Source organism: Halostella sp. PRR32 (genome assembly GCF_034808085.1).
GTDB classification, from domain to species: domain Archaea; phylum Halobacteriota; class Halobacteria; order Halobacteriales; family Natronoarchaeaceae; genus Halostella; species Halostella pelagica.
Window position 1 is genome coordinate 42,689 of the sequence record NZ_JAXHGL010000008.1, and the last position, 23,266, is coordinate 65,954.

22 protein-coding genes are annotated in these 23,266 nt (G+C 65.2%); 3 read left to right on the top strand and 19 right to left on the bottom strand.

Going from position 1 to position 23,266, the window contains the following annotated elements:
* Positions 1-27 precede the first annotated feature (27 nt).
* The 15 genes from SM753_RS18830 to SM753_RS18900 all read right to left on the bottom strand — a co-directional run bounded on the left by SM753_RS18830 (position 28) and on the right by SM753_RS18900 (position 15,336).
* Entirely contained in the window at positions 28-852 is an 825-nt protein-coding gene (locus SM753_RS18830) for an ABC transporter permease (protein ID WP_135535574.1), read from the bottom strand.
* Positions 849-1,910 carry an ABC transporter ATP-binding protein gene (locus SM753_RS18835; RefSeq protein WP_323192688.1) on the bottom strand — a complete coding sequence of 354 codons (1,062 nt, stop codon included), beginning with the start codon at positions 1,908-1,910 and terminating at the stop codon, positions 849-851. Before SM753_RS18835 ends, SM753_RS18830 begins: the two co-directional genes overlap by 4 nt.
* 377 nt (positions 1,911-2,287) lie before the next feature.
* Positions 2,288-3,115: a CBS domain-containing protein gene (locus SM753_RS18840; protein ID WP_323192689.1), complete on the bottom strand. Its 828-nt coding sequence runs from the start codon at positions 3,113-3,115 to the stop codon at positions 2,288-2,290.
* 68 nt (positions 3,116-3,183) lie between these two features.
* Positions 3,184-4,689 carry a DHH family phosphoesterase gene (locus SM753_RS18845; protein ID WP_323192690.1) on the bottom strand — a complete coding sequence of 502 codons (1,506 nt, stop codon included), beginning with the start codon at positions 4,687-4,689 and terminating at the stop codon, positions 3,184-3,186.
* Between the two features lie 58 nt (positions 4,690-4,747).
* Positions 4,748-6,286 (bottom strand): NADH-quinone oxidoreductase subunit N, encoded by a 1,539-nt coding sequence (locus SM753_RS18850; RefSeq protein ID WP_135535570.1) that lies wholly within the window; start codon positions 6,284-6,286, stop codon positions 4,748-4,750.
* Entirely contained in the window at positions 6,286-7,824 is a 1,539-nt protein-coding gene (locus SM753_RS18855) for a NuoM family protein (RefSeq protein ID WP_135535569.1), read from the bottom strand. The genes SM753_RS18850 and SM753_RS18855 overlap by 1 nt, the downstream gene beginning before the upstream one ends.
* Complete coding sequence (nuoL, locus tag SM753_RS18860) at positions 7,821-9,839, bottom strand: NADH-quinone oxidoreductase subunit L (protein WP_323192691.1); 2,019 nt, start codon at positions 9,837-9,839, stop codon at positions 7,821-7,823. The genes SM753_RS18855 and nuoL overlap by 4 nt, the downstream gene beginning before the upstream one ends.
* A 4-nt stretch (positions 9,840-9,843) precedes the next feature.
* Positions 9,844-10,149 (bottom strand): NADH-quinone oxidoreductase subunit NuoK, encoded by a 306-nt coding sequence (nuoK, locus tag SM753_RS18865; protein ID WP_135535567.1) that lies wholly within the window; start codon positions 10,147-10,149, stop codon positions 9,844-9,846.
* Positions 10,149-10,520 carry a hypothetical protein gene (locus SM753_RS18870; protein WP_135535566.1) on the bottom strand — a complete coding sequence of 124 codons (372 nt, stop codon included), beginning with the start codon at positions 10,518-10,520 and terminating at the stop codon, positions 10,149-10,151. The genes nuoK and SM753_RS18870 overlap by 1 nt, the downstream gene beginning before the upstream one ends.
* Positions 10,517-10,786, bottom strand: coding sequence for an NADH-quinone oxidoreductase subunit J (locus SM753_RS18875; RefSeq protein ID WP_138797208.1), 270 nt, complete (start codon positions 10,784-10,786; stop codon positions 10,517-10,519). Before SM753_RS18875 ends, SM753_RS18870 begins: the two co-directional genes overlap by 4 nt.
* 256 nt (positions 10,787-11,042) lie before the next feature.
* On the bottom strand, positions 11,043-11,504 hold the full coding sequence (locus SM753_RS18880; protein WP_135535564.1) for an NADH-quinone oxidoreductase subunit I: 462 nt from the start codon (positions 11,502-11,504) through the stop codon (positions 11,043-11,045).
* Positions 11,501-12,568 (bottom strand): complex I subunit 1 family protein, encoded by a 1,068-nt coding sequence (locus SM753_RS18885; RefSeq protein WP_323192692.1) that lies wholly within the window; start codon positions 12,566-12,568, stop codon positions 11,501-11,503. The genes SM753_RS18880 and SM753_RS18885 overlap by 4 nt, the downstream gene beginning before the upstream one ends.
* Positions 12,568-14,232: an NADH-quinone oxidoreductase subunit D gene (locus SM753_RS18890; RefSeq protein ID WP_135535562.1), complete on the bottom strand. Its 1,665-nt coding sequence runs from the start codon at positions 14,230-14,232 to the stop codon at positions 12,568-12,570. Before SM753_RS18890 ends, SM753_RS18885 begins: the two co-directional genes overlap by 1 nt.
* The gene (locus tag SM753_RS18895) at positions 14,229-14,936 is read right to left on the bottom strand and encodes an NADH-quinone oxidoreductase subunit B (protein ID WP_135535561.1); all 708 of its coding nucleotides are present in this window, start codon (positions 14,934-14,936) and stop codon (positions 14,229-14,231) included. Before SM753_RS18895 ends, SM753_RS18890 begins: the two co-directional genes overlap by 4 nt.
* Positions 14,923-15,336: an NADH-quinone oxidoreductase subunit A gene (locus SM753_RS18900; RefSeq protein WP_135535560.1), complete on the bottom strand. Its 414-nt coding sequence runs from the start codon at positions 15,334-15,336 to the stop codon at positions 14,923-14,925. The genes SM753_RS18895 and SM753_RS18900 overlap by 14 nt, the downstream gene beginning before the upstream one ends.
* Positions 15,337-15,520: 184 nt before the next feature.
* Here SM753_RS18900 and SM753_RS18905 point away from each other — a divergent pair, with 184 nt between their 5' ends.
* Positions 15,521-16,051 carry an SRPBCC domain-containing protein gene (locus SM753_RS18905; protein WP_323192693.1) on the top strand — a complete coding sequence of 177 codons (531 nt, stop codon included), beginning with the start codon at positions 15,521-15,523 and terminating at the stop codon, positions 16,049-16,051.
* Here SM753_RS18905 and purE read toward each other — a convergent pair.
* The 3 genes from purE to SM753_RS18920 all read right to left on the bottom strand — a co-directional run bounded on the left by purE (position 16,048) and on the right by SM753_RS18920 (position 19,877).
* Complete coding sequence (gene purE, locus SM753_RS18910) at positions 16,048-16,689, bottom strand: 5-(carboxyamino)imidazole ribonucleotide mutase (protein ID WP_323192694.1); 642 nt, start codon at positions 16,687-16,689, stop codon at positions 16,048-16,050. The two genes, SM753_RS18905 and purE, sit on opposite strands and share 4 nt — an antisense overlap.
* A 30-nt stretch (positions 16,690-16,719) precedes the next feature.
* Complete coding sequence (locus SM753_RS18915; RefSeq protein ID WP_323192695.1) at positions 16,720-17,889, bottom strand: 5-(carboxyamino)imidazole ribonucleotide synthase; 1,170 nt, start codon at positions 17,887-17,889, stop codon at positions 16,720-16,722.
* Between the two features lie 65 nt (positions 17,890-17,954).
* Positions 17,955-19,877, bottom strand: coding sequence for a flippase activity-associated protein Agl23 (locus tag SM753_RS18920; RefSeq protein ID WP_323192696.1), 1,923 nt, complete (start codon positions 19,875-19,877; stop codon positions 17,955-17,957).
* Between the two features lie 228 nt (positions 19,878-20,105).
* Here SM753_RS18920 and ribH point away from each other — a divergent pair, with 228 nt between their 5' ends.
* Together ribH and SM753_RS18930 are read left to right on the top strand one after the other, a co-directional pair.
* Positions 20,106-20,513, top strand: a complete 408-nt coding sequence (gene ribH / locus SM753_RS18925) for a 6,7-dimethyl-8-ribityllumazine synthase (protein ID WP_138797213.1) — start codon at positions 20,106-20,108, stop codon at positions 20,511-20,513.
* Complete coding sequence (locus SM753_RS18930; RefSeq protein WP_323192697.1) at positions 20,510-21,661, top strand: pyridoxal phosphate-dependent aminotransferase; 1,152 nt, start codon at positions 20,510-20,512, stop codon at positions 21,659-21,661. Before ribH ends, SM753_RS18930 begins: the two co-directional genes overlap by 4 nt.
* Positions 21,662-21,667: 6 nt before the next feature.
* On the opposite strand, the gene SM753_RS18935 is transcribed toward SM753_RS18930, so the two are convergent.
* On the bottom strand, positions 21,668-23,257 hold the full coding sequence (locus SM753_RS18935) for a PQQ-dependent sugar dehydrogenase (protein ID WP_323192698.1): 1,590 nt from the start codon (positions 23,255-23,257) through the stop codon (positions 21,668-21,670).
* Positions 23,258-23,266 lie beyond the last annotated feature (9 nt).

Below are 23,266 nucleotides of genomic sequence, written 5' to 3' on the forward strand. Positions count from 1 at the left end.
TGCTCCAAGAGAGTACGGCCGCCGGTGTCAGTAGTGGCCCATCACGCCTCTGCGCCGCGCGAGTCGTTGGGCGCGGTCGAAGACGAAATACCCCACGGCGAGATAGCCCACGCCCGTCCCGACGAGTATCGCAATGTCGGCGGCCGGGAACTCCCACAGTTTGTCCCCGTCTTGCATGGCGCGCTGGAGCATCGCGCTCCCCTGAACGAGCGGAAGCGCGCGGAGCGCCTGGGTCTCCGCCAGCGGAGCCGAGATGAGACCGATGAGGACGAACTGCATCAGTTGCGAGATGTTCTGGACGCGTTTGTACAGGATCGCAGCGCCCGCGTAGACGAATCCGAGACCGATCACCGAAAGCAGCGCGAACACGCTGATACCGCCGACGGTGAGGACGTTCACTGCCAGGTCGCGGTTGGTCGTCAGGAGCATCAGCGGGAGGATGATAGCACCCCACAGCAGACTCTCCAGCAGGAACGCCACGACGCTCGCACCCATCACGGTGCCGAACCCGTACGGCGACATGAACAGTTGTTCGAGCGTCCCCCACTGTGACTCGCTGGTGATGCTCTGGCCCAGGCTAAAGTAGGCCGCCAGCGACATCGTCCAGAGAAACCACCCGACGACGAGGCCGTCGAACGTCCCGCCCAGCGCGCCAGCGCCCCCGCCCACGTTCTCGGCGGCGGCCTTGCCGCCGAAGAATATCACCGCGAAAAACAGGTAGACGGTCACTATCGTGGCCAGAGTGTTGATCGGGTACCGCGCCAGCAACAGCGCGCGCTTGTACAGCACCGCGCCAAGCAGCGTCGGCAGTCCGGCGACGTCGACACTCTCTGCGGCGTCCGTCTCCGTCACGACTCGTCACCCCCGTTTTCGGTTATCCGGAGGAACACCTCTTCTAAGTCCGGGTCGACGGCGTCGACGGACGCGACCGTGTGGCCGGACTCCCGAAGCGCGTCCGTCAACGCGTAGAACTCGTCGCCCGTGACGGCGGCGACGAACCGCTCCCGGTCGCCGCGGCGGTCGAACCCGTCGGCGTCGAACTCCCGTTCGAGTCGCGTCCGCGTCTCGTCGGACAGCGTCCCCGACACCTGCATCTCGTAGGCCTGCGTTCGAAAGAGGTCGAGCAGGTCCTCGACGGTGTCGTCGGCGACGATACTCCCCTCGCTCATGATGATCACGCGGTCGCAGACGGCCTCGATGACGTCCATATCGTGACTCGACAGCAACACGGTCATCCCCTCGTCGTCGGCCAGCGTGCGTAGCTCCGACCGAAGTTCGAGCGAACTCTCCACGTCCAGTCCCAGCGTCGGTTCGTCGAGAAAGACCACGTCGCCGTCCCGGGCGAGGGTACACGCCAGCGACACCTTCTGTTTCATGCCGCGAGAGAGTTCGCGTACCGCCGTGTCGGCTTTCTCCGTAAGGGCGAACTGCTCCAGGAGTTCGTCGTGACGCTCGCGCACCGCCGACGGCCGACGCCCAGCGAGCGCGGCGTAAAACCACAGGTTCTCCCGAACGGTCAACCGCCAGTAGACGTTTCGAGCCCCTTCGAGCATCGCGCCGACGTGGCGGTACGCCTCCGCCGGACGGTCGTGGACGTCGACGCCGCAGATGCGGGCCGACCCTTCCGTGGGCACGATCAGCCCTAGCAGCGACTTGATCGTCGTTGTCTTCCCCGCTCCGTTCGGGCCGAGTAAGCCGACAACCGTGCCCGGTTCGACTGAGAAGCTTACGTTGTCGACTGCGGTAACGGCGTCCTCACCGTCGCCGTAGGCCTTTCGCAGGCCTTCGACGGCCACAGCCGGGGTCCCGATACCGGTCAGTCTCGTTGCCGTGTCCGACTCCGTCGTCGGGTCTGTGTCAGCATCCGTCATCTGCTCGGTGTTCGTATCCGGTCGTGCTTTCGGCGGCATTCGTTACGTCCTTATCGGGAGACGGGGTTAGTCCTTTCCAGAACGGCGCTTCGGTAATAAATATAACACGTTCGCTCACGGATTTGTCCGGTGGGCTGGCAGTGATGCGAGGTATCAGATGACAGAGAGCCACCGACGGACGCGTTCGAGACACTCGGCAACGAAACACGACTCGCGATCGTCCAGACGGTAACCGAGAAACGACGGACGAACTGGATCCCGGCGAGAATGACGTTCCCGGAGGTGCAAGCCGGTAGGCGTCGGCGATGCAGGGAAGTCCAACTACCATCTCGGTGTACTGTTCGGACGTTCGGGGCGAGAGACACACCACAGTGCCGGCGACTCCGTCCGAGCGGAGTTGTTCCGGGGCTTCCCGGCTACTGTAACCGCTCGGTCGTCTCGACGAGCGGATGACGGGCGTAGTCGACGACTTCGACGTCTTCTAGATGCTCTAACCCCTCCTCGTCGGCAGTGCGTTCCATCCCGAGTTCCACGTCCTCGTCGACGACGATGACGTAAGCGTCCATCTCGTCGATTTCGAGGCTGTCGGCGGCGAGTACTCGGTGATGTCCGTCGGCGAGCAGAAGCTTCTTCTCCGCTGATCCGTCGTCGTTCGACGCCGATCTCTCGCTGTCGATGACGACCAGCGGTTCCGCCAGCCCCCGTTCGAGTTCGTAGCGCCGACCTTCCAGTTCGTCGGCGTACACGCGACCCTGTGTCGGAGTGAGGTCGTCGAGTTCGACCTCCCGTCGCTCCTCGCGAAGGTCGATATCGTGAATGCTTTCCAGAGTCCGCCGAAGCTTTCCCACCTTCTCCGGAGTCGCGCGCTCTATCTGGCTCCGAATGACATCGGCGTTGCTGATGATCCCGACCAGATTGCCCGCGTCGTCGACGACCGGGAGCTTCTGGATGCCCGACCGGAGGATGACCCGTGCGGCGTCGGTCACCTTCATCTCAGGGTGGGCAACGATGAGGTCGTTCGTCATCACCTTGAAGATAGGTTCGTCGTCGTCGGCGAGCAGCAGGTCGCGGGCGCTGATGAACCCCTCTACGCGTCGGCGGTCAGTGACGGGGAACCCGTTGTGTTCCTCGCTTTCGTCGATGCGTTCCGCCACCGACCCGACCGTGTCGTCCGGTGACACCGTGGCCACGTTGTGGGTCATGTACTCGCGGACCCGCGGGTTTCCCTCGTCAGCATCGCTCATGAAGGATCCGTCGTCTTCGCCGGGCAAAAACCTCCCGTCCTCGTGGTTCGACCGGCTGACGGTCCGTCTCATACGTCGTGATCCCCCATCTCTTCTTCGGAGTCGGCGGACACGAAGGGGAACTCGAACTGGCCGCTTTCCGCGCTGAACGGACTCCCCCTGTCGACGCGGCGTTCGCGCACTGCGTCGAAGAAGCGGTCAGTGACGACGTTTCTGATCACGTCTTCGAGACGTTCGTCGTCCTCCACCTCGCCGATGACGCCGAGCGGTATCTGCGCTCCCGCCATGTCGGCGTGGCCGCCCGCGCTGCCTATCTGGTCGTAGGCCGACCGGAGCGTTTCGCCGAGGTCGAGGTCCGTGCCCCGCGACCGCGCCGAGAGATAGACGACGCCGTCCGATAACCCGTACACGACTGTGGCGTTGATCCCTTCCATCTCTAGCAGTTTGTCAGCCGCCTGCGCGAGCGCGTCCCGTTCCACGGCGTCACCGACGTACGAGCAGAGGACGTCGTCCTCTATCACCTGATGTCGGATCGCCTGCGCGATAGTGTCGAACGTGTCCTGGCTGATCGACGGCATTTCGACGCGTTCGAGAATGCCTGCGTCGGCGTGGGGCAACAGCGTCGCCGCCGCTTGAAAGTCAGCCGCTGACACCTCTCGGCTGAAATCTGCCGTATCGACCCGGATCCCGTATAAAAGCGCCGTCGCAACCGTCGTATCCAACTCTAACCCGAACTGGTTCAGATAGCCGGTGAGAAGGGTGCTCGTCGCGCCCACGTCGCTCCGGAGGTCGACGAACTTCGCCTCGACCGGTGCTCGCGGCGGGTGGTGGTCGATGACTACGTCTACTTCGGTGTCTTCGGGCAACTGGTCGTTCACTCCCGGTCGAGAATGGTCGACGAGCGCCACCCCGTCGAACTCGCTCACCCCCTCGTCCGGCGCGAGTTGACGGAGGTCGAGGTCGAGGAGGTTCACGAGCGCCCTGTTTTCCTGATGGCTGATCTCTCCGTAGTAACACAGCGTCGACTCGACTCCGATCGACGCGGCCAGCCGAGATAGCGCAACGGCGCTGGCGATGGCGTCCGGGTCCGGGTTGTCGTGCGTGACGATCGCGAGTCGTCCACCGACCCGCCGGAGCGTCCGGCGGAGTCGTCGGGACTGCGTCCCCGCCTCGCTGGCGACCAGGTTGGCCACGTACTCGGCCATCACTCCACCCGGGTCGACGAGCGAGTCCACGGCCTCCGATATCTTCTCTCGCTGAGCGTCGGTCGCGTCGACGCCGGCGTACGCCATCCGGAACGCGGCGGGGAACGCCACCTCCGCCAGTTGGGCCATCTGCACGTTGTGCTCGGGGTCGTCGCCGGCGATAAGTACGACGTCCGGGTCCGACGCTATTTCCTCGACCACCGCGGGGTCTGTCGGATCGGCTCCCTGTGCGCGGACACTCTCGTTGCGAAGGGTCTCGACGCGGTCGCTGTCGCCACAGATGACGTCGAGGTCCCCCTCGCGGAGCGCTACCTTCTCGACCAGACGCTGGCCAACCGCTCCACACCCCAGCACCAGTCGAGAGACCATACGCTCACTCACGACTCCGGTCGGTAAAACGTGCCGTTCCGAGCTAACAGCGAGTTCGTCAGGGCAGCAGCGACGACGCTGCGCTGACGGCGGTGTCGGAGACGGGGCCGAACGCGGGCAGCAACGCGACGGTCGCGACGGCCGCGAACAGGATCGCCGCGTACAGTCCAACGGGCTGGTTCGCGATGCCGACCTTCCCCACGTCGTCGCTCGGGTCCTCGAACCAGAGGGCCTTGACGACCCGCGAGTAGTAGTACAGCGACAGCGCGCTGTTGACCGCACCGACGGCGGCGAGCCACCAGAAGCCGGCGTTGACCGCGCCCATGAACAGGATGTACTTGCTCGCGAACCCGCCGAACGGCGGCAGGCCGGCGAGGCTGAACATGAACACCGTCATCGCGAGCGACGCGACCGGCGCGCGGGTCGCCAGGCCGTTGTAGTCCTCGAACGTCCGGCCGACGTCCCAGTACTCGACCAGCGCGACGAAGAGGAACGCACCGGTGTTCATGAAGCCGTAGACGACCAGATGCATCATTCCGGCACCGAGTACGATCTCGCTGTTCGAGCCAGTGATTGCGGCGAGACCGATGAGCGCGTAGCCGGCGTGTCCGACCGAGGAGTACGCGAGCATGCGCTTGACTTCGGTCTGGGTCGCCGCCGCGAAGTTACCCAGGGTCATCGTGACGACCGCGAGGATCTGGACTGCAAGCACCCAGTCGACGCCGAGGTCGAGGAACGTCTCGAACGGGAACGCGAGGGTGAACACGCGGAACGCGACGACGAACCCGGCCGCCTTCGACGCGGACGAGAGGAACGCGCTGATCGGCGCGGGAGCCCCCTCGTACGCCTCCGGTGCCCAGAAGTGGAACGGCACGACGGCGGTCTTGAACGCGATACCGCCGAGTACCAGTATGACGCCCAGTCCGAGAACGCCGACGAGTTCGGTCCCGGCGGCCGCCTGTGCGACGGCAGCCAACTGGAGCGACCCGGTGACGGCGTACACCAGACTGATACCGTAGACGAACACCGCCGACGACAGCGCACCGATGAGGAAGTATTTCAGGCCCGCCTCGACGCTGCCGCGGTTTTTCTTCAGGAACGCGACGAGCGCGTACGACGAGAGCGACAGCAGTTCGAAGCTGACGAACACGGTCGCCAGACTCGCCGCGCTGGCCATCAGCGACATCCCCGTTGCGGCCAGCATGACGAGCGAGTAGTACTCGGCCTGATAGCTGTGGCCGCGCAGGTAGTCGTAGCTCGCGACGGTCACCATCGCCGTCACGCTCGCGAAGATGAACGTGAACAGCAGGCTCATCTGGTCGACGACGAGTTGGCCGCCGAACACCGTTCCGTCGACCTGCGCCGTTCCGAACAGCGAGACGATACCGCGGCCGTTCGGATCACCGACGCCGGCGACGAGATACCAGCCCGTGACCGCGAGTGCGAGCAACGCGCCCGTCGTCGCAGTTCCGGCCAGCATCGGGCGGTTCGTCGAATCGGGGTCGATACTATCGATGACGAGCAGGGCCAACGACGTCGCGGCGAGGACGAACGTCGGCGCGAGCGCGGCCCACTCCGGTAGTTCGAACAGAGCCATTAGTGACCACCTCCAACGCCGGCCTCGACGGCCGGGATATGGTTGACGGCGTCACGGATCATGTCGAAGAACAGCTCCGGCGCGACGCCGAGCGCGATGACTAACAACAGGAGGGCGAAAAGCGGCGCGACGTCGTGTAGCGGCGCGCGGCCCACCTCGTAGTCAGTGTCGAGCCTGAACGGCCCGAACAGCGTGCGCTGCATCGCGAACAGCAGATAGCCGGCGACGATGACGATGCCGAACATCGCCACCCCGGTAAACACCGGTGCGCCCGATATCGTTCCCGAGCGGAACGCGCCGAGGAACACGAAGAACTCGGCGGCGAACCCGGACATCAGCGGCAGGCCCATGTAGCCGAACGCGCCGCCGATGAGGATGCCGACGGTGATCGGCATCCGGTCGGCCAGCCCGGACATGTCCGTGACCATCCGGGTGTGCGTCGTGTTGTAGATGACGCCGACGGCCATGAACATCAGTCCCGAGATGAGACCGTGCGAGAGCATCTGGAACGTCGCGCCGCCGACGCCGAACGTCGTGTACGCGACGAGACCCAGAAGGACGTACCCCATCGACGAGACGGAGGAGTACGCGACGATGCGTTTCAGGTCCTGTTGAGCCAGTGCGAGCAGGGCCCCGTAGATGACGCTCACCACGGCGAAGATGGCGATTATCTCCGCGTTCGCGGTGGCGACGTCGGACATCATCGTGAAGTTGAACCGCAGCAGGGCGTACGTCCCCATCTTCAGGAGGACGCCCGCCAGCAACACGGACACCGGGGTCGGCGCTTCGACGTGAGCGTCCGGAAGCCAGGTGTGGAACGGGACGACGGGAACCTTCACGGCGAACCCGGCGAACATCGCGATGAACGCGCCGGTTTTCAGCGCGCTCGCGCTCGTCCAACTCGGCGACTGGAGTTCGCCCGCGTTGAGCGACTGTGCGACCGTTGGCAGGTCGAACGTGTCGACGGGGAGGTTAAACACCAGCGCGACGAAGCCAATGAACATCGCGAGGCTGGCCACGTTGGTGTAGACGAACACCTTGATCGCCGCGTACTTCCGGCGCGGACCGCCCCAGACGCCGATGAGCAGGTACAGCGGCACGAGGACGGCCTCCCAGAAGACGAACCAGACGAAGAAATCGAGCGCGCTGAACACGCCGAGGAGGCCCGCCTCCATGAAAAGCACCAGCCCGTAGAACTGGGACTGTCGCTCGTCGATGGGCGTCCACGCCGAGACGATGGCGAGCGTCGTCAGCACCGTCGTCAACACGATCAGCGGGAGACTGATCCCGTCGAGGCCGACGTGCCAGTTGAGCGAGTACGCACCGAGGGATATCCACTCGGCGGAGTTCTCGAAGGCGAGTTGGCCCCCGTCCATCAGGGCGTTCCCGCTTCCGTCGAATCGACTGTACAACACGAGGCTCCCGACGAGCGGAAGCGCACTGATTCCGAACGCGAGTTCGCCGGCGTAGCGGTCGGGTGCGATAAAGGCGACCAACGAGCCGACGAACGTGACTGCCATGAGTGTCTCTATGATCATACGAACCACCCTCCGTAGAGGCCGACAACGACGAGTAACGCCACGAGTCCGAGCGTCAGCAACGCCGCGTAGTTCGTGACGATGCCGGTCTGAATGCGCTTGACACGCCGCCCGGAGCCGAGACTGACGCTGCTGATGCCGTTGACCGCGCCGTCGACCACCGTCTGGTCGAACTTGTTCGCGGCGCGAGCGATCGGCTGCGTCACGCCCTCGGCGAGCCAGACCTGATACTCGTCCTGGTAGTAGTTGTGTTTCAACAGCATGCGGATGCTGCCGAGCTTTTCAGTGTGGGGCTCCGGATCGGGCACGTTGTACAACTTGTGCGCGAGGCCGGCACCGGCGAGCGCCAGCGCCAGCGATATCGCCCCCGGCAGGTACGGGCCGATGTCGGACGCGACGTAATGTGCCGCGTTCTCGTTGTGGAGCAGTTCCTCGTAGTGGTGGACCGAGGTAATGGTCTCCTCGGGCCCGTCGAGCCACTGGTGGAGGAACTCGATGTCAGCGTTGAGTAGCTCCGCCACCGGAACCATGTTGACGAAGCCGATGAACGTCGCCAGCAGGCCGAGGACGACCAGCGGGACCTTGACCGACCAGCCGACCGGGTGCGGGTCACGCGCGTCGTCCGAGCGCGGTTCGCCGTGGAACGTCAGGAACACCATCCGGAACGTGTAGAATCCCGTGAAGAACACGGCGATTAGTCCCATCGCGTACGCGCCGAGCAGTAACGGCTGGTTGCCGAGGCCGTAGTGCAGCGCCTCGAACAGTATTTCGTCCTTGCTCCAGAAGCCGGAGAACGGGATGATGCCCGCGAGCGCGAGCGACCCTGCGAGGAACGTGTAGTAGGTGACGGGAGCCTTGTCCTTCAGACCGCCCATCTTCCACATGTCCTGTTCGTGGTGCATCAGGATGATGACCGACCCCGACCCGAGGAACAGCAGCGCCTTGAAGAAGGCGTGGTTCATCAGGTGGAAGGAGCCGGCGACGAAGCCGCCGGCCCCCAGGCCGAGCATCATATACCCGTACTGCGAGATGGTCGAGTACGCGAGTACGCGCTTGATGTCGTCTTTCACGACACCCATCGTCGCCGCGAACAGCGCGGTGAATCCGCCGACGAAGGCGATGATTCCGAGTGCCGTCGGTGACAGCGCGTAGAACCCGAACATCCGGGCGACCAGGTAGACGCCGGCCGCCACCATCGTCGCCGCGTGGATGAGCGCTGAGACGGTCGTCGGACCCTCCATTGCGTCGGGCAGCCAGGTGTGAAGCGGGAACTGGGCGGACTTGCCGATGACGCCGCCTAGTACCAGCAGGCCGAGAACGGTGACCCACGCCTGCTCGCCGAGGCCGAGGAACGTATCGATCGAGCCCTCGCCCTCGACGAGTGCGTGTTCGGCCAGAACCGGGAACGACCCCTCGCCCGCGAACTGCGCCGTACCGAACGTGGCAATGATGCCGACCACGCCGATGAGGAAGAAGTAGTCACCGAACCGAGTGACCAGAAATGCCTTCTTCGCCGCGCTCGCCGCACTCTCCGTGCGGAACCAGAACCCGATGAGGAGATACGAACAGAGACCGACCAGTTCGAAGAACATGAACGCCATCAGCAGATTGCTGGCGTACACGAAAGCGAGCATGCTGAACGAGAAGAGGCCGAGCTCGGCGTAGTAGCGCGGCAGTCCGGTTTCGCCCTCGTCGTTCATGTACCCGAGACTGAACACGTGCACGAGGAGCGAAACGAGACTGACGATGATCAGCATCATCGCCGACAGCGGGTCGATGAGGATGCCGAACTGGAGGGTTATCTCCTCGGCGGCGACCCAGGTGTAGAGGTCAGGTGCGTTGTACACCTCACCGCCGCTGACCCGGAGGAACGCCCACACCGAGAGGAGCAGCGACCCTCCCATCGCGACGATACCTGCGAACGCTCCCTTCTTGGGCATGTAGTTGCCCACGGAGAGCGCGACCAGAAACGATACGAACGGAAGCAACGCGATAGCCGGCGCATATTCGAACATGTAGTTACCACCTCATCGTTGCTGGTTTGGTTACGTCCATATCCTGGAAGTTGCGGTAAAGGACGAGGATGATGCCGATACCGACGGCGACCTCCGCGGCGGCGAGCGCCATCGTGAACAGGCTAAACACCTGCCCCGTGAGGTTGCCGTGGTGGAACGAGAACGCGATGAAGTTGATGTTCGCCGCGTTCAACATGAGTTCGACGGACATCAGGAACATCAGCGCGTTCCGGCGGGTGAGAATCCCGAACAGGCCGATGCAAAACACCGCGGCCGACAGGAACAGGTAGTACTCGACCGGCGGTGCCATCAGTCGTCACCCCCCGGACGGCCGCCGTCAGCGGCCGTCGTCTCGTCGTCCGCCTCGGACCGAAGCGGGTTGACGACTTCCCCTTCCTCCTCGCGCTTTGCGAGCATGATCGACCCCTCCAGCGCGGCGTCGAGGGCTATCGCGACGACGAGAAACGCGACGAGAAAGCCCTCCGCCTCGATGGTCTGGAGCGACGCCAGGTCGAACATGGCCAGCCCGAGGTTCTCGGTGATCGATTGGCCGCCCGGGAAGCCCTGCGCCTCGCCGAACGACGAGTTCAGGAACGTCATCGCGAAGACGGCAAACAGTGCGACTGCCCCGAGGCCGGGCAGGAGATGCTTCCCGAGTCGTATATCCGATTTGTTGCTCATGTCTCGGCCACCTCCTGTGGACCCGGTTCGCGTGTGAGCATCACGGCGAACGTGATGAGGATGAGGACCCCGCCCACGTAGACGAGGACCTGCATCGCCGCAATGAACTCCGCTTGCAGCATCACGTAGTGCACCGCGACGCTTAACAGCGCGACGCCGAGCAGTAGTGCGGAGTGCCACACGTCCCGCATCAGCACGACGCCGATACTGCTCCCCACCGTGATAGCGGCGAACAGCGCGAACGCGATGGTCTCGTGTAGTGCCATTGCTTATACTCTCTCTCCGGATGCCCTTTCAAGATTTCGAGACTGTTGCGAGGTCAGGGGACCTGATAGCTGGGGCGCTCGGGATCTCTCGCCCGAATTCGTGTGTGATGTTACCGAGTAACGTGCCACTCACGTTCCGGCCGCTGTCGTCGTCACTGGACGTGTTACCGTGATATCGACCGAGAGCAACGAAAAGGATCGTTCGCGTCCGGTGAAATGGTTTCGCCTCGCGGCGCACACCGTATGCTCACCGCGATTACTGGTAATCCAGTTCGCCTTCGCCTTCCCCGATCCAGGCACCGCGGTCCGGTTCGCGGGATTCGAGCGGGTCGATGTCCTTGTACCACGGAACGTTTTTCAGCTGTTCCTTGTTGTACACGAGGTCGTCTTTGGTGTCGCCCGTGAACTCGAAGTTCTGCGTGAGCAGGATGGCGTCGACGGGACAGACCTCCTCGCACAACCGGCAGTAGATGCACTGACCGATGTGGAGGTTGTACTGCTCGCCGTTGCGCTGGTCGTCAGTGACGATCTGGATCGTATCGTTCGGACAGACGTTCTCGCACTGTCGACACCAGATGCACCGCTCCTGGCTGAACTTGTGGACGCCGCGGAACCGCGGGCTTACTTCGGGCGCGGTTTCCGGATACTCGACGGTGAACGTGTTGCCGTCGAGCGCGTGTTTCATCGTCGTCGCCATGGATTTGAGAAGTCCGATCATACTATCACCCCCACGATGATGGCCGTGAGCACCAGGTTCGCGAAGCTCAGTACGAGCATGCCTTTCCAACCGATCTGAATAAGCTGATCGATCCGGACGCGCGGGATGGCCGAGCGGAACCACTGGGTCAGCAGGAAGACGGCCCAGATCTTGATGGTGAACCAGACGATACCGAGCGCCGCCGGACCGGGGCCGGCGGGACCGCCGAGGAACACCGTCGCGATGATGGCTCCGCCGAGGAAGATGTGCAGGAACTCGCCCAGGTAAAACAGGACGAAGTAGACGGAGGAGTACTCCGTCTGGTATCCGGCGACGATCTCCGTCGGAGCCTCGGGCGTGTCGAACGGGTTCCGGCCGACTTCCGCGAGGTTCGCGACGACGAACAGCACGAACGCGAACGGGTTGACGAACGCGAACCACGACGGGATCGTGATCCCGGCGACAGTCACGAGCGGATCGGCCTGCTGTGCGACGATCTCGCTCATCTGCAGCGTCCCGGTGAAGATGACCACGGACGCCCCGGTGATGACCAGTGGGATCTCGTACGCGATGTTCTGTGCGATGGCGCGGAGGCCGCCCAGCAGCGAGTACTTGTTCGCCGAGGCGTACCCGCCCATCGCCAGACCGATGCTCGCGATCCCAGCGACGGCGAACACGTAGGCGAGGCCAACCTCGGGGTCGGCGAGGTGGATGCCGGTCCCCATCGGAATGACCGCGAATCCGAGCAGCGCCGACGACGCGACGACGATCGGCGCGAGGTCGAACGCCGGGCGGTCGGCGTTCTTGGGGATGATCAGTTCCTTCGACAGCAGGCGGACGGCGTCGGCCACGATGATGAACAGGCCGAACGGTCCGATGCGGTTGACGGCGATCCGGTCCGTGAACGCGGCCGTGATCTTCCGTTTCGCCCACGGGCCGGCGACGCCGGTCATCGCCAGCATCAGGTTACCGACGAGGAAGGCCGCGAGAAAGGCGGCGACGAGGTCGCCGGCGACGCCGTACTGACCGAGGCCCAGCAGGCCACTGACTCGGTCGGGCAGCAGCGTCTTCTGCTGGGCGATCATTAGCGGTCCACCTCCCCGAGGATGATGTCGAGGCTACCGAGCGACGCGATCATGTCGGCGAGGAACTCGCCGTTTGCCATCTCCGGCAGGGTCGAGAGGTTGTGGAAACACGGGCTCCGGATCTTGAACCGGGCCGGTTTGTCCGTCCCGTCGCTCCGGATGTAGATGCCGAGTTCACCCTTCGCTCCCTCGACCGCTCGGTAGATCTCCGTGTCCGGGTCGGGTTTGAGCGTTCGCGGGACGTTGCTCTGGATGTCGCGGTCCTCTTCGGGCCAGTCCTCCAGCAGGTCGATACACTGCTGGATGATCTTCGCGGACTGCTCGACTTCCTGCAGTCGGACGAGGACGCGCGAGTAGTTGTCGCAACCGTCCTCGGTGACGACGTCCCAGTCGAGTTCATCGTAGTAGCCGTACGGGTCGTCCCGGCGCAGGTCGTAGTCGATGCCGGACCCGCGTGCGACCGGTCCGGTCGCGCCGAGGGACTTGGCGGCCTCGGGTTCGAGGATGCCGGTGTCGAGACAGCGCGACTGGAATATCTCGTTGCCGGTCATCAGGTCGTGGTACTCCTCCAGCGCCTCCGGCAGGTCGTCGAGGAAGTCCCGCGTCTTCTCGAAGAACTCGTCCCGTGGCTCGGGCAGGTCCCAGGCGACCCCGCCGAGTCGGAAGTAGTTGAACATCATGCGCTGGCCGGTCAGGTCCTCCAGGATGGTCTGTACCTTCTCCCGGTCGCGCATGGCGTACATGAAGATCGCGGTGAAGTCGCCGTACACGTCCAGCGCGAACGTTCCGACCGCGAGCATGTGACCCGCGATGCGACAGAGTTCCGCTCCCATGGTCCGGATGACCTGTGCGTACTCCGGCACGTCGAGGTCAGCCAGATCCTCCGCGGCGCGCGCGTAAGCCCACTCGTTGAGCAGGCCGGCCGAGGAGTAGTCCCAGCGGTCGGGGTACGGCATGATCTGGTGGCGGTAGGTCCCCTGCTGGGCCATCTGCTCCTCGCACCGGTGGAGATACCCGACGTCGGGGTCGACGTCGGCCACCGTCTCGCCGTCCAGCGTCGTTTCGAGGTGGAGCACGCCGTGTGTCGCCGGATGGTGCGGCCCGATGTTGACGAACATCGTGTCGGACTCGGCGTCCGCGTGGTCTTCCTGTAGCGGGTTGGCGTGCTCGTCGAAGGAGACGAGTTGCGGCTTGTCCTGGTCGTAATCCTTCCCGAGCGGGTGTCCCTGCCAAGTCTCGGGCAGGAGGATCCGACGAAGGTCCGGGTGACCGTCGTAGTCGATCCCGATCAGGTCGTACGCCTCGCGCTCGTGCCAGTCAGCCGTGCGGTAGACGGGTTCGGCCGTCTGGCTGACGGGCTCTTCTTTCGATGTCGGTACGACGACGCTGACCTCCTCGGTCGGGTCGTCGTACTTCTTCAGGTGGTAGATGGACTCGTAGCGGTCCTCGTACTCCTGAGCGGTGAGACAGGAGAGGTGGTCGAACCCCGCCTCGTCGCGGAGCGTAAAGAGCGCGTCCTGGACCTCGTCGGGACGGACGACGAACCCCTCTGCGTTGAGGTGGGATTCGCGGTCTATCACCGTCTCGCCGAGCAGGTCCTCTAGCGCATCGTAGTCGACGCCCTCGACGACCGGTTTGTCGGGGGTTTCCTTCTGCGTGCTCATGGCGAATCAGCCCAGTTGTAACGCATGACGAGCGTTTCCTCGTCGATCTCCTTTGCGAGTTCGTCGACGATCTCGTCCTGTTCGAGGTCGCCGAACTGCTCGAGTTCGTAGGGCTTGACCGTCACGGGTGCGGACTCGCCGTTTGCGATGCGCTCTTGAAGCTTGACGACGCCGTAGACCAGCGCCTCGGGTCGCGGCGGACAGCCGGGGACGTGAATGTCGACCGGGATGACCTCCTCGGCCCCCTTGACGACGTTGTACCCCTCCTGAAACGGACCGCCGGAGATGGTACACGAGCCCATGCCGACGACGAACTTCGGTTCGGGCATCTGGTCGTAGACGCGCTTCATCCGGGGAGAGAACTTCGAGACGATAGTTCCCGGAACGATCATCACGTCCGCCTGTCGCGGCGAGGCGCGCGGCACGCCGGAGCCGAAGCGGTCCAGGTCGTGTTTCACCGCGTACGTGTGCATCATCTCCAGACTACAGCAGGCGATGCCGAACTGGAGCATGAACATCGACGACCCCCGCACCCAGTTCATGAACTTGTCGAACTTCGTCAGGATGAACGGCGACGCGCCGAACGCCTCCCGAAGCTTCGAGTTGAAGCGGTCGTCGACGCCCTCGCCCATCCGAGCCTCTTGCGTATTTGTCTGTGCGGCTGTACTGTCGACGATCGACTCCCGCGGGTTATCGCTGCTCATTGGTGATATTCCGTGCTTGCTCGGGGCTTCGAGCCCACTCGACTGCGCCATTGCGCCAGGCCCACGCGAGTGCGACGACGAGGATACCGATGAACGCGAGCATCGGGGCAAGAACCTGCATCAGACTGGCCCCGTTCTCGAGTGCGTTCCGATACATGACCGTCCACGGGAAGATGAGGACGGTCTCTATGTCGAAGACGAGGAACAACAGTGCGACCATGTAGTACTGTATGTTGAATCGAACGTGTGTCGTCCCCGTCGGAATCTCGCCGCTCTCGTAGGTGGCGCGTTTACTGTCTTCCGGCACGGTCGGCCGGAGGAGACTCGACACCGCCATCATTCCGAGCGGAATGAGGAGCCCCACCAGACCTAGCGCGCCGACTGCTATCCACTGGTTCATACCGTATTCTCCGTAACGTCCTGAGGTTAGAAACGCACCCATATAAGGGTTGATTCTTGTGGTTTTGCGTCCGTTCGCGCCCGTCGCGGCGTCTACGCCGCCGATCGGCGTCTCGGGAGACGCGTATCACGCCACAGAGCGACGCTGACAGGGTACTATCACCCTGGCGTCCGTCAGTTCGCCCATGAGAACGATAGAGGCCGAAACGACAATCGACGCGCCGCCGGAGTCGGTTTGGGCCGTCCTGACCGACTTCCGGTCGTACCCGGCGTGGAACCCGTTCATCACGCGAGTCGAAGGCGAACCGCGTCCGGGGAAGCGATTCAAAGTCCGCGTCGAACCGCCGGGATCGCGGGGGATGACGTTCCGTCCGCGCGCGCTGGCACTGGACCAACCCGAACAGTTCGTTTGGAAGGGCTCGCTGCTGGTTCCAAACCTCTTCGACGGTCGACACGAGTTCGTGTTGTCCCCGGACGACGGCCGGACGCGGTTCGTCCAGCGCGAGACGTTCGGCGGTCTGCTCGTCCCGCTACTACTGGACGAGGAGAGCGTCCGCCGCGGGTTCGAGGCGATGAACGCGGCGTTGAAACTCCGCGTCGAGGAACGGGACGGGAAACCGGAGGAAGCGTCGAGCGACGGAACGGAACGCGACTCGGCGGACGAAGCGGAAGAAGAGCCGTCAGACGGGGCGGTATCGGGGGCGGGAGCGGTTTAGCGGTCCCGCTCGCGAAAGCGGGGCGTGCCGAGTTCGTGGAGGTCGCGGGACACCTCGCCCACGGACTGCTGGAGGCCGTCGTGGTACTCGACGAGTCGCTCGCGGAGTTCGTCGTACTCGCGGGCGAGCATCTGCGCCGCCGACAGCGCCGCGTTGAACGACTTGCCGGCGTCCACCGCGACCAGCGGCGCGCCGGTCGGCATGCCGATGACCGAGTCGACGGATTTCTCCTGGACCGGGACGCCGATGACGGGGACCGGGTACGCGATGGAGGCGGTCATGTTCGGGAGGTCGGCTGATTTCCCGCCTGCACCGGCGATGATCACGTCGACGCCCCGATCGGCGGCCGTCTCGGCGTAGGCGTACATCAGTTCGGGCGTCCGGTGGGCGGAGACGACGTACGTCTCGAACGTGAACCGGGCCTCCGGCGGGTCGTCGTAGTCGGTCAGTTCCTCGAAGCCGAGTTCCGTCAGCGCGTCGTACGCGCCGGCGTCGTCGTCGGTACCCATCATCACGTCGAGGTCCGAGTCGCTCCCCATCACGATGCCCACGTCGGGCGTGTCCGTGGGATCACGGTCCCGTTCGGCCTCGGCTTCCAGCGATGCGATCAGTTCTGAAACGGAGTCTGCCTGTGTCATAGTTTCGTCGAGTCCTCAGTCCGGTCGCGGTCAGGTGTCGAACGAGAGTTCGTCGCGTGCGTCGCGGGCTTTGCGAAGCAGTTCGTCGGGATCGCTGCTGCCCCCGAAGGCCGTCACGTGGCCCATCTTCCGGAGGGGGTACACCTCCTGCTTGCCGTACCAGTGGAAGCCGATTCCGGGCGTCGCGAGGGCGTCGTCGACGCCGTGGAGTTCGGCGGTCTGGCGCTCGTCGACATCCCCGAGGATATTCGCCATCGCCGTCGTCGACCGAAGGTCGGTCGCGCCGAGCGGCCGCCCGGTGACGGCGCGGACGTGTTGCTCGAACTGCGAGGTCGACGCCCCTTCGATTGTCCAGTGCCCGGAGTTGTGCGGCCGCGGGGCGATCTCGTTAACCTGGATGTCGCCTTCGCTCGTCTCGAACAGTTCGATCCCGTACACGCCGCGGCCGTCGAGAAACTCCAGTACGTCGCGGGCCACCGCCTCGGCGCGCTCTCGCACTGCGTCGCTCGTCCGCGCCGGGACGACCGTCTCGCGGAGGATCTCCGCCTCGTGGACGTTCTCGCCCACGGGGAACGTCGCGACCTCGTCGTCGCCTTTGACGCCGATGACCGAGACCTCGCGCTCGAAATCGACGAGTTCCTCGACCATCGCGCCGCCCACGTCTGCCCCGACGGCGTCGAGGACGGCCTCGGCCTCGTCCGGGCTCTCGACCGGCGCGTTGCCGCGACCGTCGTATCCGCCGGTCCGGGCCTTCACCATGGCAGGCGCGCCGAGTTCATCCAGCGCGTCTCGCAGGTCGTCGGCGTCGTCGGCGCGGCGGAACGCCGGCACCGGGATCCCGGCCTCGGCCAGTTCGCGCTTCTGGACGAGCTTGTCCTGAATCGTCCGGAGCGTGTCGGGTGAGGGATGGACGGGAACGTCCGCGGTCTCGCTGACCTCCTCCAGGAGGTCGGGGTCCGCGAGTTCGATCTCGAAGGTGAGGAAGTCGGCGCGGTCGGCCAGTTCACGCACCGCGTCCGGGTCGTCGAATTCGCCGACGATCTGTTCGCGGACGACTGGCGATGCGGGACAGTTCGGTGTCGGATCGAGAACGACGAGTTCGACGCCCAGCGGCGCGGCGGCCTCGGCCATCATTCGGCCCAACTGGCCGCCACCGACTACGCCGAGCGTCGGACCTGGCGTCGAAAGCGGCGGGTTCATCGTTGGGCGAGCGTTCCGGTCGCCGGCGCATAAGGGTTGTTACATCGGATCGCTGTGAGGCGCTCTTACGAGGACTCGACGGCCTCGGGATCGACGTATATCACTATCTCGGTCCCCGGTGACGTGAGCTCGTACGTCCGCGCCTCGTACCCGTCGGCGTGTGCCTCGACCAGATCCGCGTCTTCGGCCCGGGCGACCACGACCGGCGGCGACTCGTTCTCGATCGTCCGGGCCAACGCGGACTCGTTGTCGACGCTCGCCGTCTCCGCGCCGTGCGCTTCGAAATACCAGGGGAGCGGCAGGCGGTGATACCAGCCGGAGTTGTCCTCGGTCTGGATTCCGTTTTCGTCGGTGGCGTTTTCGACCGGTAAGCGGGCGGCTCGGCTCTCGTTGTCCACGTGGAAGAACTCGCCGTAGTACAGCACGTCCTGGCCCTCGTTGGCTTCGATGGCAACGCCGGCGTCGTCGAGCGCCGGCCGCATCTCGCCGGCCGGCTGTCCGTACTGTACCATCGGGTTGTCCGCGGACTGGGGAGCGAGAACGCCGAAGTAGACGCCGGAGCCGGCGGCCGCGACGATGACGGTGACGAGCAGGAGAGCGGTCAGTCCGGTGCTCACCGGGTCGTCGTCTGCGACGGCCTCCGCACCATAGCGGACGGCCGCGGCCAGACCGACCGCGGCCGGAATCGCTAGCGGGACGACGACGTGGACCAGCGTCCACGGGGCTTTCGTCGCGCTGACGATAGGGTAGAATATCAGGCTCGCGCCGGCCCAGTATGCGCCCAGTGCGACGAGGTCTCTGGGGCCGTCTTCGGCGTAGCGGTCGGCGAGAAAGCCGACGAGAGCGAACGCCGTCACTGGCGCGGCGGCGACCAGCAGCGTTTCGCCGTAGTAGATCAGCCAGGACGTGTAGGGGTGGCTGAGCTGGACGCCGCTGATCCAGAATCCGATCCGGTCCCACGTCCCGGCCAGCGCAACGTCGACGAGCGCCGGCAACAGCGCCGGGTCGTCGAAGACGGTTCCGAGTCCGGGTTCGCCGGCCTCGGCCCCCCGAGGCGCGTAGAACAGGACCAGCAGAACGACCACCTCGACGAACGCCAGTGCGATGTGGCCGCCCCAGTAGCGAACGTCGGCGGCGTACGTCGCCACGTACTCCCTGATCTTCGACACCGGATCCGTCGTCTGGCGGTCCGACGGGCCATCCTGGGCCGTCGCTGTCTCCGTCCCCTGCGGGTCCGTAGCGGACTCCGCCGTTTCGCCGCCGTCCGTCGATGCGGTTTCCGCGTCGCCGCCGTCGGCCGGTCCGTCACCCGCTCTGCCGTTGTCCGACGGCGCGTTTCGGGACCCGTCGTCAGCGGTGTCTGCGGGTTCGGTGGCTCGTAACAGGTGGTGGTCCAGCAGCAATAGGCCGCTGCCCGCCCACGCGAGGAGATACAGTAACGCGTTCTCCTTCGTCGTCAGGCCGAGCGCGAGCGCGCCAGCGCCGGCGTAGAGGTGCCACGGGGACTTCGCGTCGTACGCGCGGACGAAAAACCCGAGCGCGAACAGCATGAACGCCGCGACGAGAACGTCGTTTCGCATGAACCGCGAGTAGTACAGCAGGACCGGGTTCAGCGCGAGGAAGAACCCGAACGCGACGGTCTCGATGCCGTCGAGTCGCGCCCGAAACAGCAACGCCGCGAGCGGGAGCAGCCCGCCGACCAGCGCAACGATAAGGCGCGCGGTGAGATCAGTCGGGCCGAGCAGGCCGAAGAGGAACTCGTTGACGTGAAACAGAAACGGGCCGTGGAGCGACGGGTCGTACGTCCACGTCCCCGTGTCGCCGTACCGTAGTATCGCGTACCCGAGTCGCCCCTCGTCCCAGTGTGCGACGCGTGACCCCAGCGCGAAGAGCCGGACGGCCAGCGCGAGAACCGCGAAGCCGACGACTGCTAGAACCGTCCGGTCGCCGCGGAGGGAGCGGCCGCCGAGGGAGCGATCGTCTGCCATCGATCCTCCCAGCGTAGCCCTGGGTTGAAACTCTTTATCTTCCGGTCCGCTAGGGACGCGTTCGTTCGAAGCTGGAACAGTACGACGGAGAATACTTCGAATCCCCCGTTCGCGTACGGAGTTGTCATCGCCGTTCCGACGACAGCGAAACTGTACGGCTGACGATGACCGTCGCCAGTCTCGCCACGAACGGCAGTGCTTTTATCCGCGGTGCTACATCCGACGAGTATGGTAACGCTCGGACTGGTGGTCGCGGAGTTCAACGCTCCGGTCACCGAGAAGATGGAAGCGTCGGCCCGCGAGGCCGCTGCCGAGAGGGACGCGGAGATCGCGGAGACGATTCACGTCCCCGGCGCGTACGATACGCCGCTCGCCGCGGACCGACTGGCCCGCCGGGACGACGTGGACGGGGTCGCCGTCGTCGGCGCGATCATCACCGGAGACACCGACCACGACCAGAAGATCGCCGAGGCGTCGTACGGGCGGCTCACGGACGTGAGCCTCGACCGCGACACGCCCGTCGCTCTCGGCATCTCCGGCCCAGGAATGACGCCGGAGGAGGCCCGAGCGCGTACCGACAACGGCGCGAAAGCGGTCGAGAGCGCCGTTCAACTCGCCGAGGAGCTACAACCATGAGCATGGATTTCGCAGACCGCGTCGAACGAGTCGAACCGAGCGCGACGCTCGCCATCAGCAACAAGGCCTCCAAGCTTGAGGCCGAGGGCGTCGACGTCGTGGACCTGAGCGTCGGAGAACCGGACTTCGACACACCGGAAAACATCGTACAGGCCGGCAAGGACGCGATGGACGCGGGCCACACCGGCTACACGACATCGAACGGCATTCCCGCACTCCGCGACGCCATCGCGGAGTACCTCCAAGAGGACTGCGGCCTCCACTACGAGCGCGAGAACGTCATCGTCACGCCCGGCGGGAAGCAGGCGCTGTTCGAGACGTTCCAGGCCCTTATCGACGATGGGGACGAGGTCGTTCTGCTGGACCCGGCGTGGGTGTCCTACGAGGCGATGGTGAAGCTCTCGAACGGCAGCGTCTCCCGCGTCGACACCGCCGCCCACGACTTCCAGTTAGAGCCCGCACTGGACGACCTCGAATCGACCGTCTCCGACGAGACGGAACTGCTCGTCGTCAACTCGCCGGGCAACCCCCACGGTGCGGTGTACTCCGACGAGGCGATGGAGGGGGTCCGCGACCTGGCCGTCGAACACGACATCACCGTGATCTCCGACGAGATCTACCGCGAGATCACCTACGGCCCGGAGCCGACCAGCCTGGGGACGCTCGACGGCATGGCCGAGCGCACGGTCACTGTCAACGGCTTCTCCAAGGCCTACTCGATGACCGGGTGGCGGCTGGGCTACGTCGCCGCGCCCGAGGAGCTTATCGACCAGGCCGGCAAGCTCCACTCTCACTCGGTCTCCTGCGCCGTCAACTTCGTCCAACACGCCGGCGTCGAGGCCATCCGGAACACGGACGAGGCGATCGCCGAAATGGCCGAGGCGTTCGAGGAGCGCCGCGACATGCTCGTCGACCTCCTCGCCGACCACGGCGTCGACGTCGCCGTCCCCGACGGCGCGTTCTACATGATGCTGCCCGTCGACGACGACGACATCGCGTGGTGCGAGGACGCCATCGAGGACGCCCACGTCGCCACCGTCCCGGGGAGCGCATTCGGGACGCCGGGCTACGCTCGCATCTCCTATGCGGCCAGCAAGGAGCGCCTCCGAGAAGCCGTCGACCGTCTCGCCGAGGAAGGCTACCTCTAACGCCCTTTAGCGCTTTTTCCTCCCTCGAACCCACCCCACTCCGGCGAGCAGTCCCGCGACCGCCCCCATCGGGTCGAAGCCCGACTGTCCGCCGGACGCGGAACCCTCGTCGGCGTCTCCCGCCTCCGTCTCCTCGTCCCCTGTCGTTTCTCCACCGTCCGACGACGCCCCGTCACCCTCTGCCGAGTCGATCCGGTACACCACGCCGCTCTCGCCGTCCGGCGCGAGTTGCCGGGTCGTCAGGACGTAGAGGCGACCGTCGCGGTCGCGGCCGAACGAGAGGACGAACCGCTCCAGCGGCCCGTCCGCCGGTACCAGTCGCTTCATCGACCACTGCCCGCCGTCGTCCGGCGGCGTCGCGGCGAACAGCGACCCCGAAGGCTCGCCGAACGAGGCGCTGAAATCGCCGAACACGTACGTCCCCTCCAGTTCGGGAACGTGGTCAGTCTCGGCGACGTGTCCGCCCACGACGGAACTGCCGATCCGCTCGCCCGCCGCTTGATGTGGGTACTCGATTATCGGGTCGACCAGCGTCTCGCCGTCGCGGACCGCCTCGGGCGTCTCGTCCGGGCAGTCCTCGGGCGGATCGCCGGGACTGTCGGGGCTGAAACACCGGCTTCCCTCCCGGACGTTCCAGCCGTAGTTGCCGCCTCGCTCGACGAGGTTCACCTCCTCGATCAGTTCCTGGCCGGCGTCCGCGACGAACAGGCGGCCGTCGCCGTCGAACGAGAACCGCCATGGGTTACGAAGCCCCCACGCGAAATATTCGTCCAGTCCGTCCTCGCCGACGAGGGGGTTGTCGTCGGGAATCGCGTACGGGGCGTCGTCGCCCTCGCCGGCAGCGTCCGCGTCGTCGCCGCCGACTCCCGAGACGCGTAGCGCCTCGCTGTCGACATCGATCCGCAGTATCCCGCCCAGCAGGGTCTCCGTCACGTCCTGGCCGTTGCCGCCGGCGTTCTCGTCGTACCAGTCGTCGACGTGTCCCGTCCCGACGTCGTTCGCACCGCCGCCGTCCCCCGTCGCGACGTAGAGGAAGCCGTCGGGGCCGAACGCCACCGCGCCGGCGTTGTGGTTTCCCTGCGGTTGCGGGATCTCAAGCACCGTTCGCTCGCTCGCCGAGGCGGCCACTTTGCGGTTCTCGTCGGCCCGAAACTCCGAAAGGACGAACGTGTGGCTGTACTCATCAGGTGTCCCCTCCCGCGGCGGCGCGCTGTACCTGACGAACAGACGGCCGTTCTCGGCGAAGTTCGGATGAAACGCCAGTCCCAGCAGACCCCGCTCACCGAAGTCGGTTATCTCGTCGCGCAGGTCCAGAAACGGTTCTTCGCGGAGCCCGTCCGGGCCGTGTACGCGAACCAGACCGATCTGGTCCGCGACGAAGCGACGGTCGCGGTCCTCGTCCGCGACGGCGAAGCCGACGGGCGCTGTCAGGCCCTCTGCGACCGGTTCGAGCGCGACGGTCGGTCCCTCGGGTATCGGGCCGTTTTCCTGTTGGCTTCCGAAGTCCGGGAGGGAGCTACATCCGGCCAGCGGCCCGCCAGCACCTGCGAACGCGAGGCCGCGGAGGAGGGACCGACGGGTCGGTCTCGGAGCCATACCTGCGCT

What these genes read in the sequence shown, in the direction of transcription:
- SM753_RS18835 (WP_323192688.1), bottom strand. Translation starts at nt 1,910, where the DNA reads ATGCCGCCGAAAGCACGACCGGATACGAACACCGAGCAGATGACGGAT.
- SM753_RS18840 (WP_323192689.1), bottom strand. Translation starts at nt 3,115, where the DNA reads ATGAGCGATGCTGACGAGGGAAACCCGCGGGTCCGCGAGTACATGACC.
- SM753_RS18845 (WP_323192690.1), bottom strand. Translation starts at nt 4,689, where the DNA reads ATGGTCTCTCGACTGGTGCTGGGGTGTGGAGCGGTTGGCCAGCGTCTG.
- SM753_RS18850 (WP_135535570.1), bottom strand. Translation starts at nt 6,286, where the DNA reads ATGGCTCTGTTCGAACTACCGGAGTGGGCCGCGCTCGCGCCGACGTTC.
- SM753_RS18855 (WP_135535569.1), bottom strand. Translation starts at nt 7,824, where the DNA reads ATGATCATAGAGACACTCATGGCAGTCACGTTCGTCGGCTCGTTGGTC.
- nuoL (WP_323192691.1), bottom strand. Translation starts at nt 9,839, where the DNA reads ATGTTCGAATATGCGCCGGCTATCGCGTTGCTTCCGTTCGTATCGTTT.
- nuoK (WP_135535567.1), bottom strand. Translation starts at nt 10,149, where the DNA reads ATGGCACCGCCGGTCGAGTACTACCTGTTCCTGTCGGCCGCGGTGTTT.
- SM753_RS18870 (WP_135535566.1), bottom strand. Translation starts at nt 10,520, where the DNA reads ATGAGCAACAAATCGGATATACGACTCGGGAAGCATCTCCTGCCCGGC.
- SM753_RS18875 (WP_138797208.1), bottom strand. Translation starts at nt 10,786, where the DNA reads ATGGCACTACACGAGACCATCGCGTTCGCGCTGTTCGCCGCTATCACG.
- SM753_RS18880 (WP_135535564.1), bottom strand. Translation starts at nt 11,504, where the DNA reads ATGATCGGACTTCTCAAATCCATGGCGACGACGATGAAACACGCGCTC.
- SM753_RS18885 (WP_323192692.1), bottom strand. Translation starts at nt 12,568, where the DNA reads ATGATCGCCCAGCAGAAGACGCTGCTGCCCGACCGAGTCAGTGGCCTG.
- SM753_RS18890 (WP_135535562.1), bottom strand. Translation starts at nt 14,232, where the DNA reads ATGAGCACGCAGAAGGAAACCCCCGACAAACCGGTCGTCGAGGGCGTC.
- SM753_RS18895 (WP_135535561.1), bottom strand. Translation starts at nt 14,936, where the DNA reads ATGAGCAGCGATAACCCGCGGGAGTCGATCGTCGACAGTACAGCCGCA.
- SM753_RS18900 (WP_135535560.1), bottom strand. Translation starts at nt 15,336, where the DNA reads ATGAACCAGTGGATAGCAGTCGGCGCGCTAGGTCTGGTGGGGCTCCTC.
- SM753_RS18905 (WP_323192693.1), top strand. Translation starts at nt 15,521, where the DNA reads ATGAGAACGATAGAGGCCGAAACGACAATCGACGCGCCGCCGGAGTCG.
- purE (WP_323192694.1), bottom strand. Translation starts at nt 16,689, where the DNA reads ATGACACAGGCAGACTCCGTTTCAGAACTGATCGCATCGCTGGAAGCC.
- SM753_RS18915 (WP_323192695.1), bottom strand. Translation starts at nt 17,889, where the DNA reads ATGAACCCGCCGCTTTCGACGCCAGGTCCGACGCTCGGCGTAGTCGGT.
- SM753_RS18920 (WP_323192696.1), bottom strand. Translation starts at nt 19,877, where the DNA reads ATGGCAGACGATCGCTCCCTCGGCGGCCGCTCCCTCCGCGGCGACCGG.
- ribH (WP_138797213.1), top strand. Translation starts at nt 20,106, where the DNA reads ATGGTAACGCTCGGACTGGTGGTCGCGGAGTTCAACGCTCCGGTCACC.
- SM753_RS18930 (WP_323192697.1), top strand. Translation starts at nt 20,510, where the DNA reads ATGAGCATGGATTTCGCAGACCGCGTCGAACGAGTCGAACCGAGCGCG.
- SM753_RS18935 (WP_323192698.1), bottom strand. Translation starts at nt 23,257, where the DNA reads ATGGCTCCGAGACCGACCCGTCGGTCCCTCCTCCGCGGCCTCGCGTTC.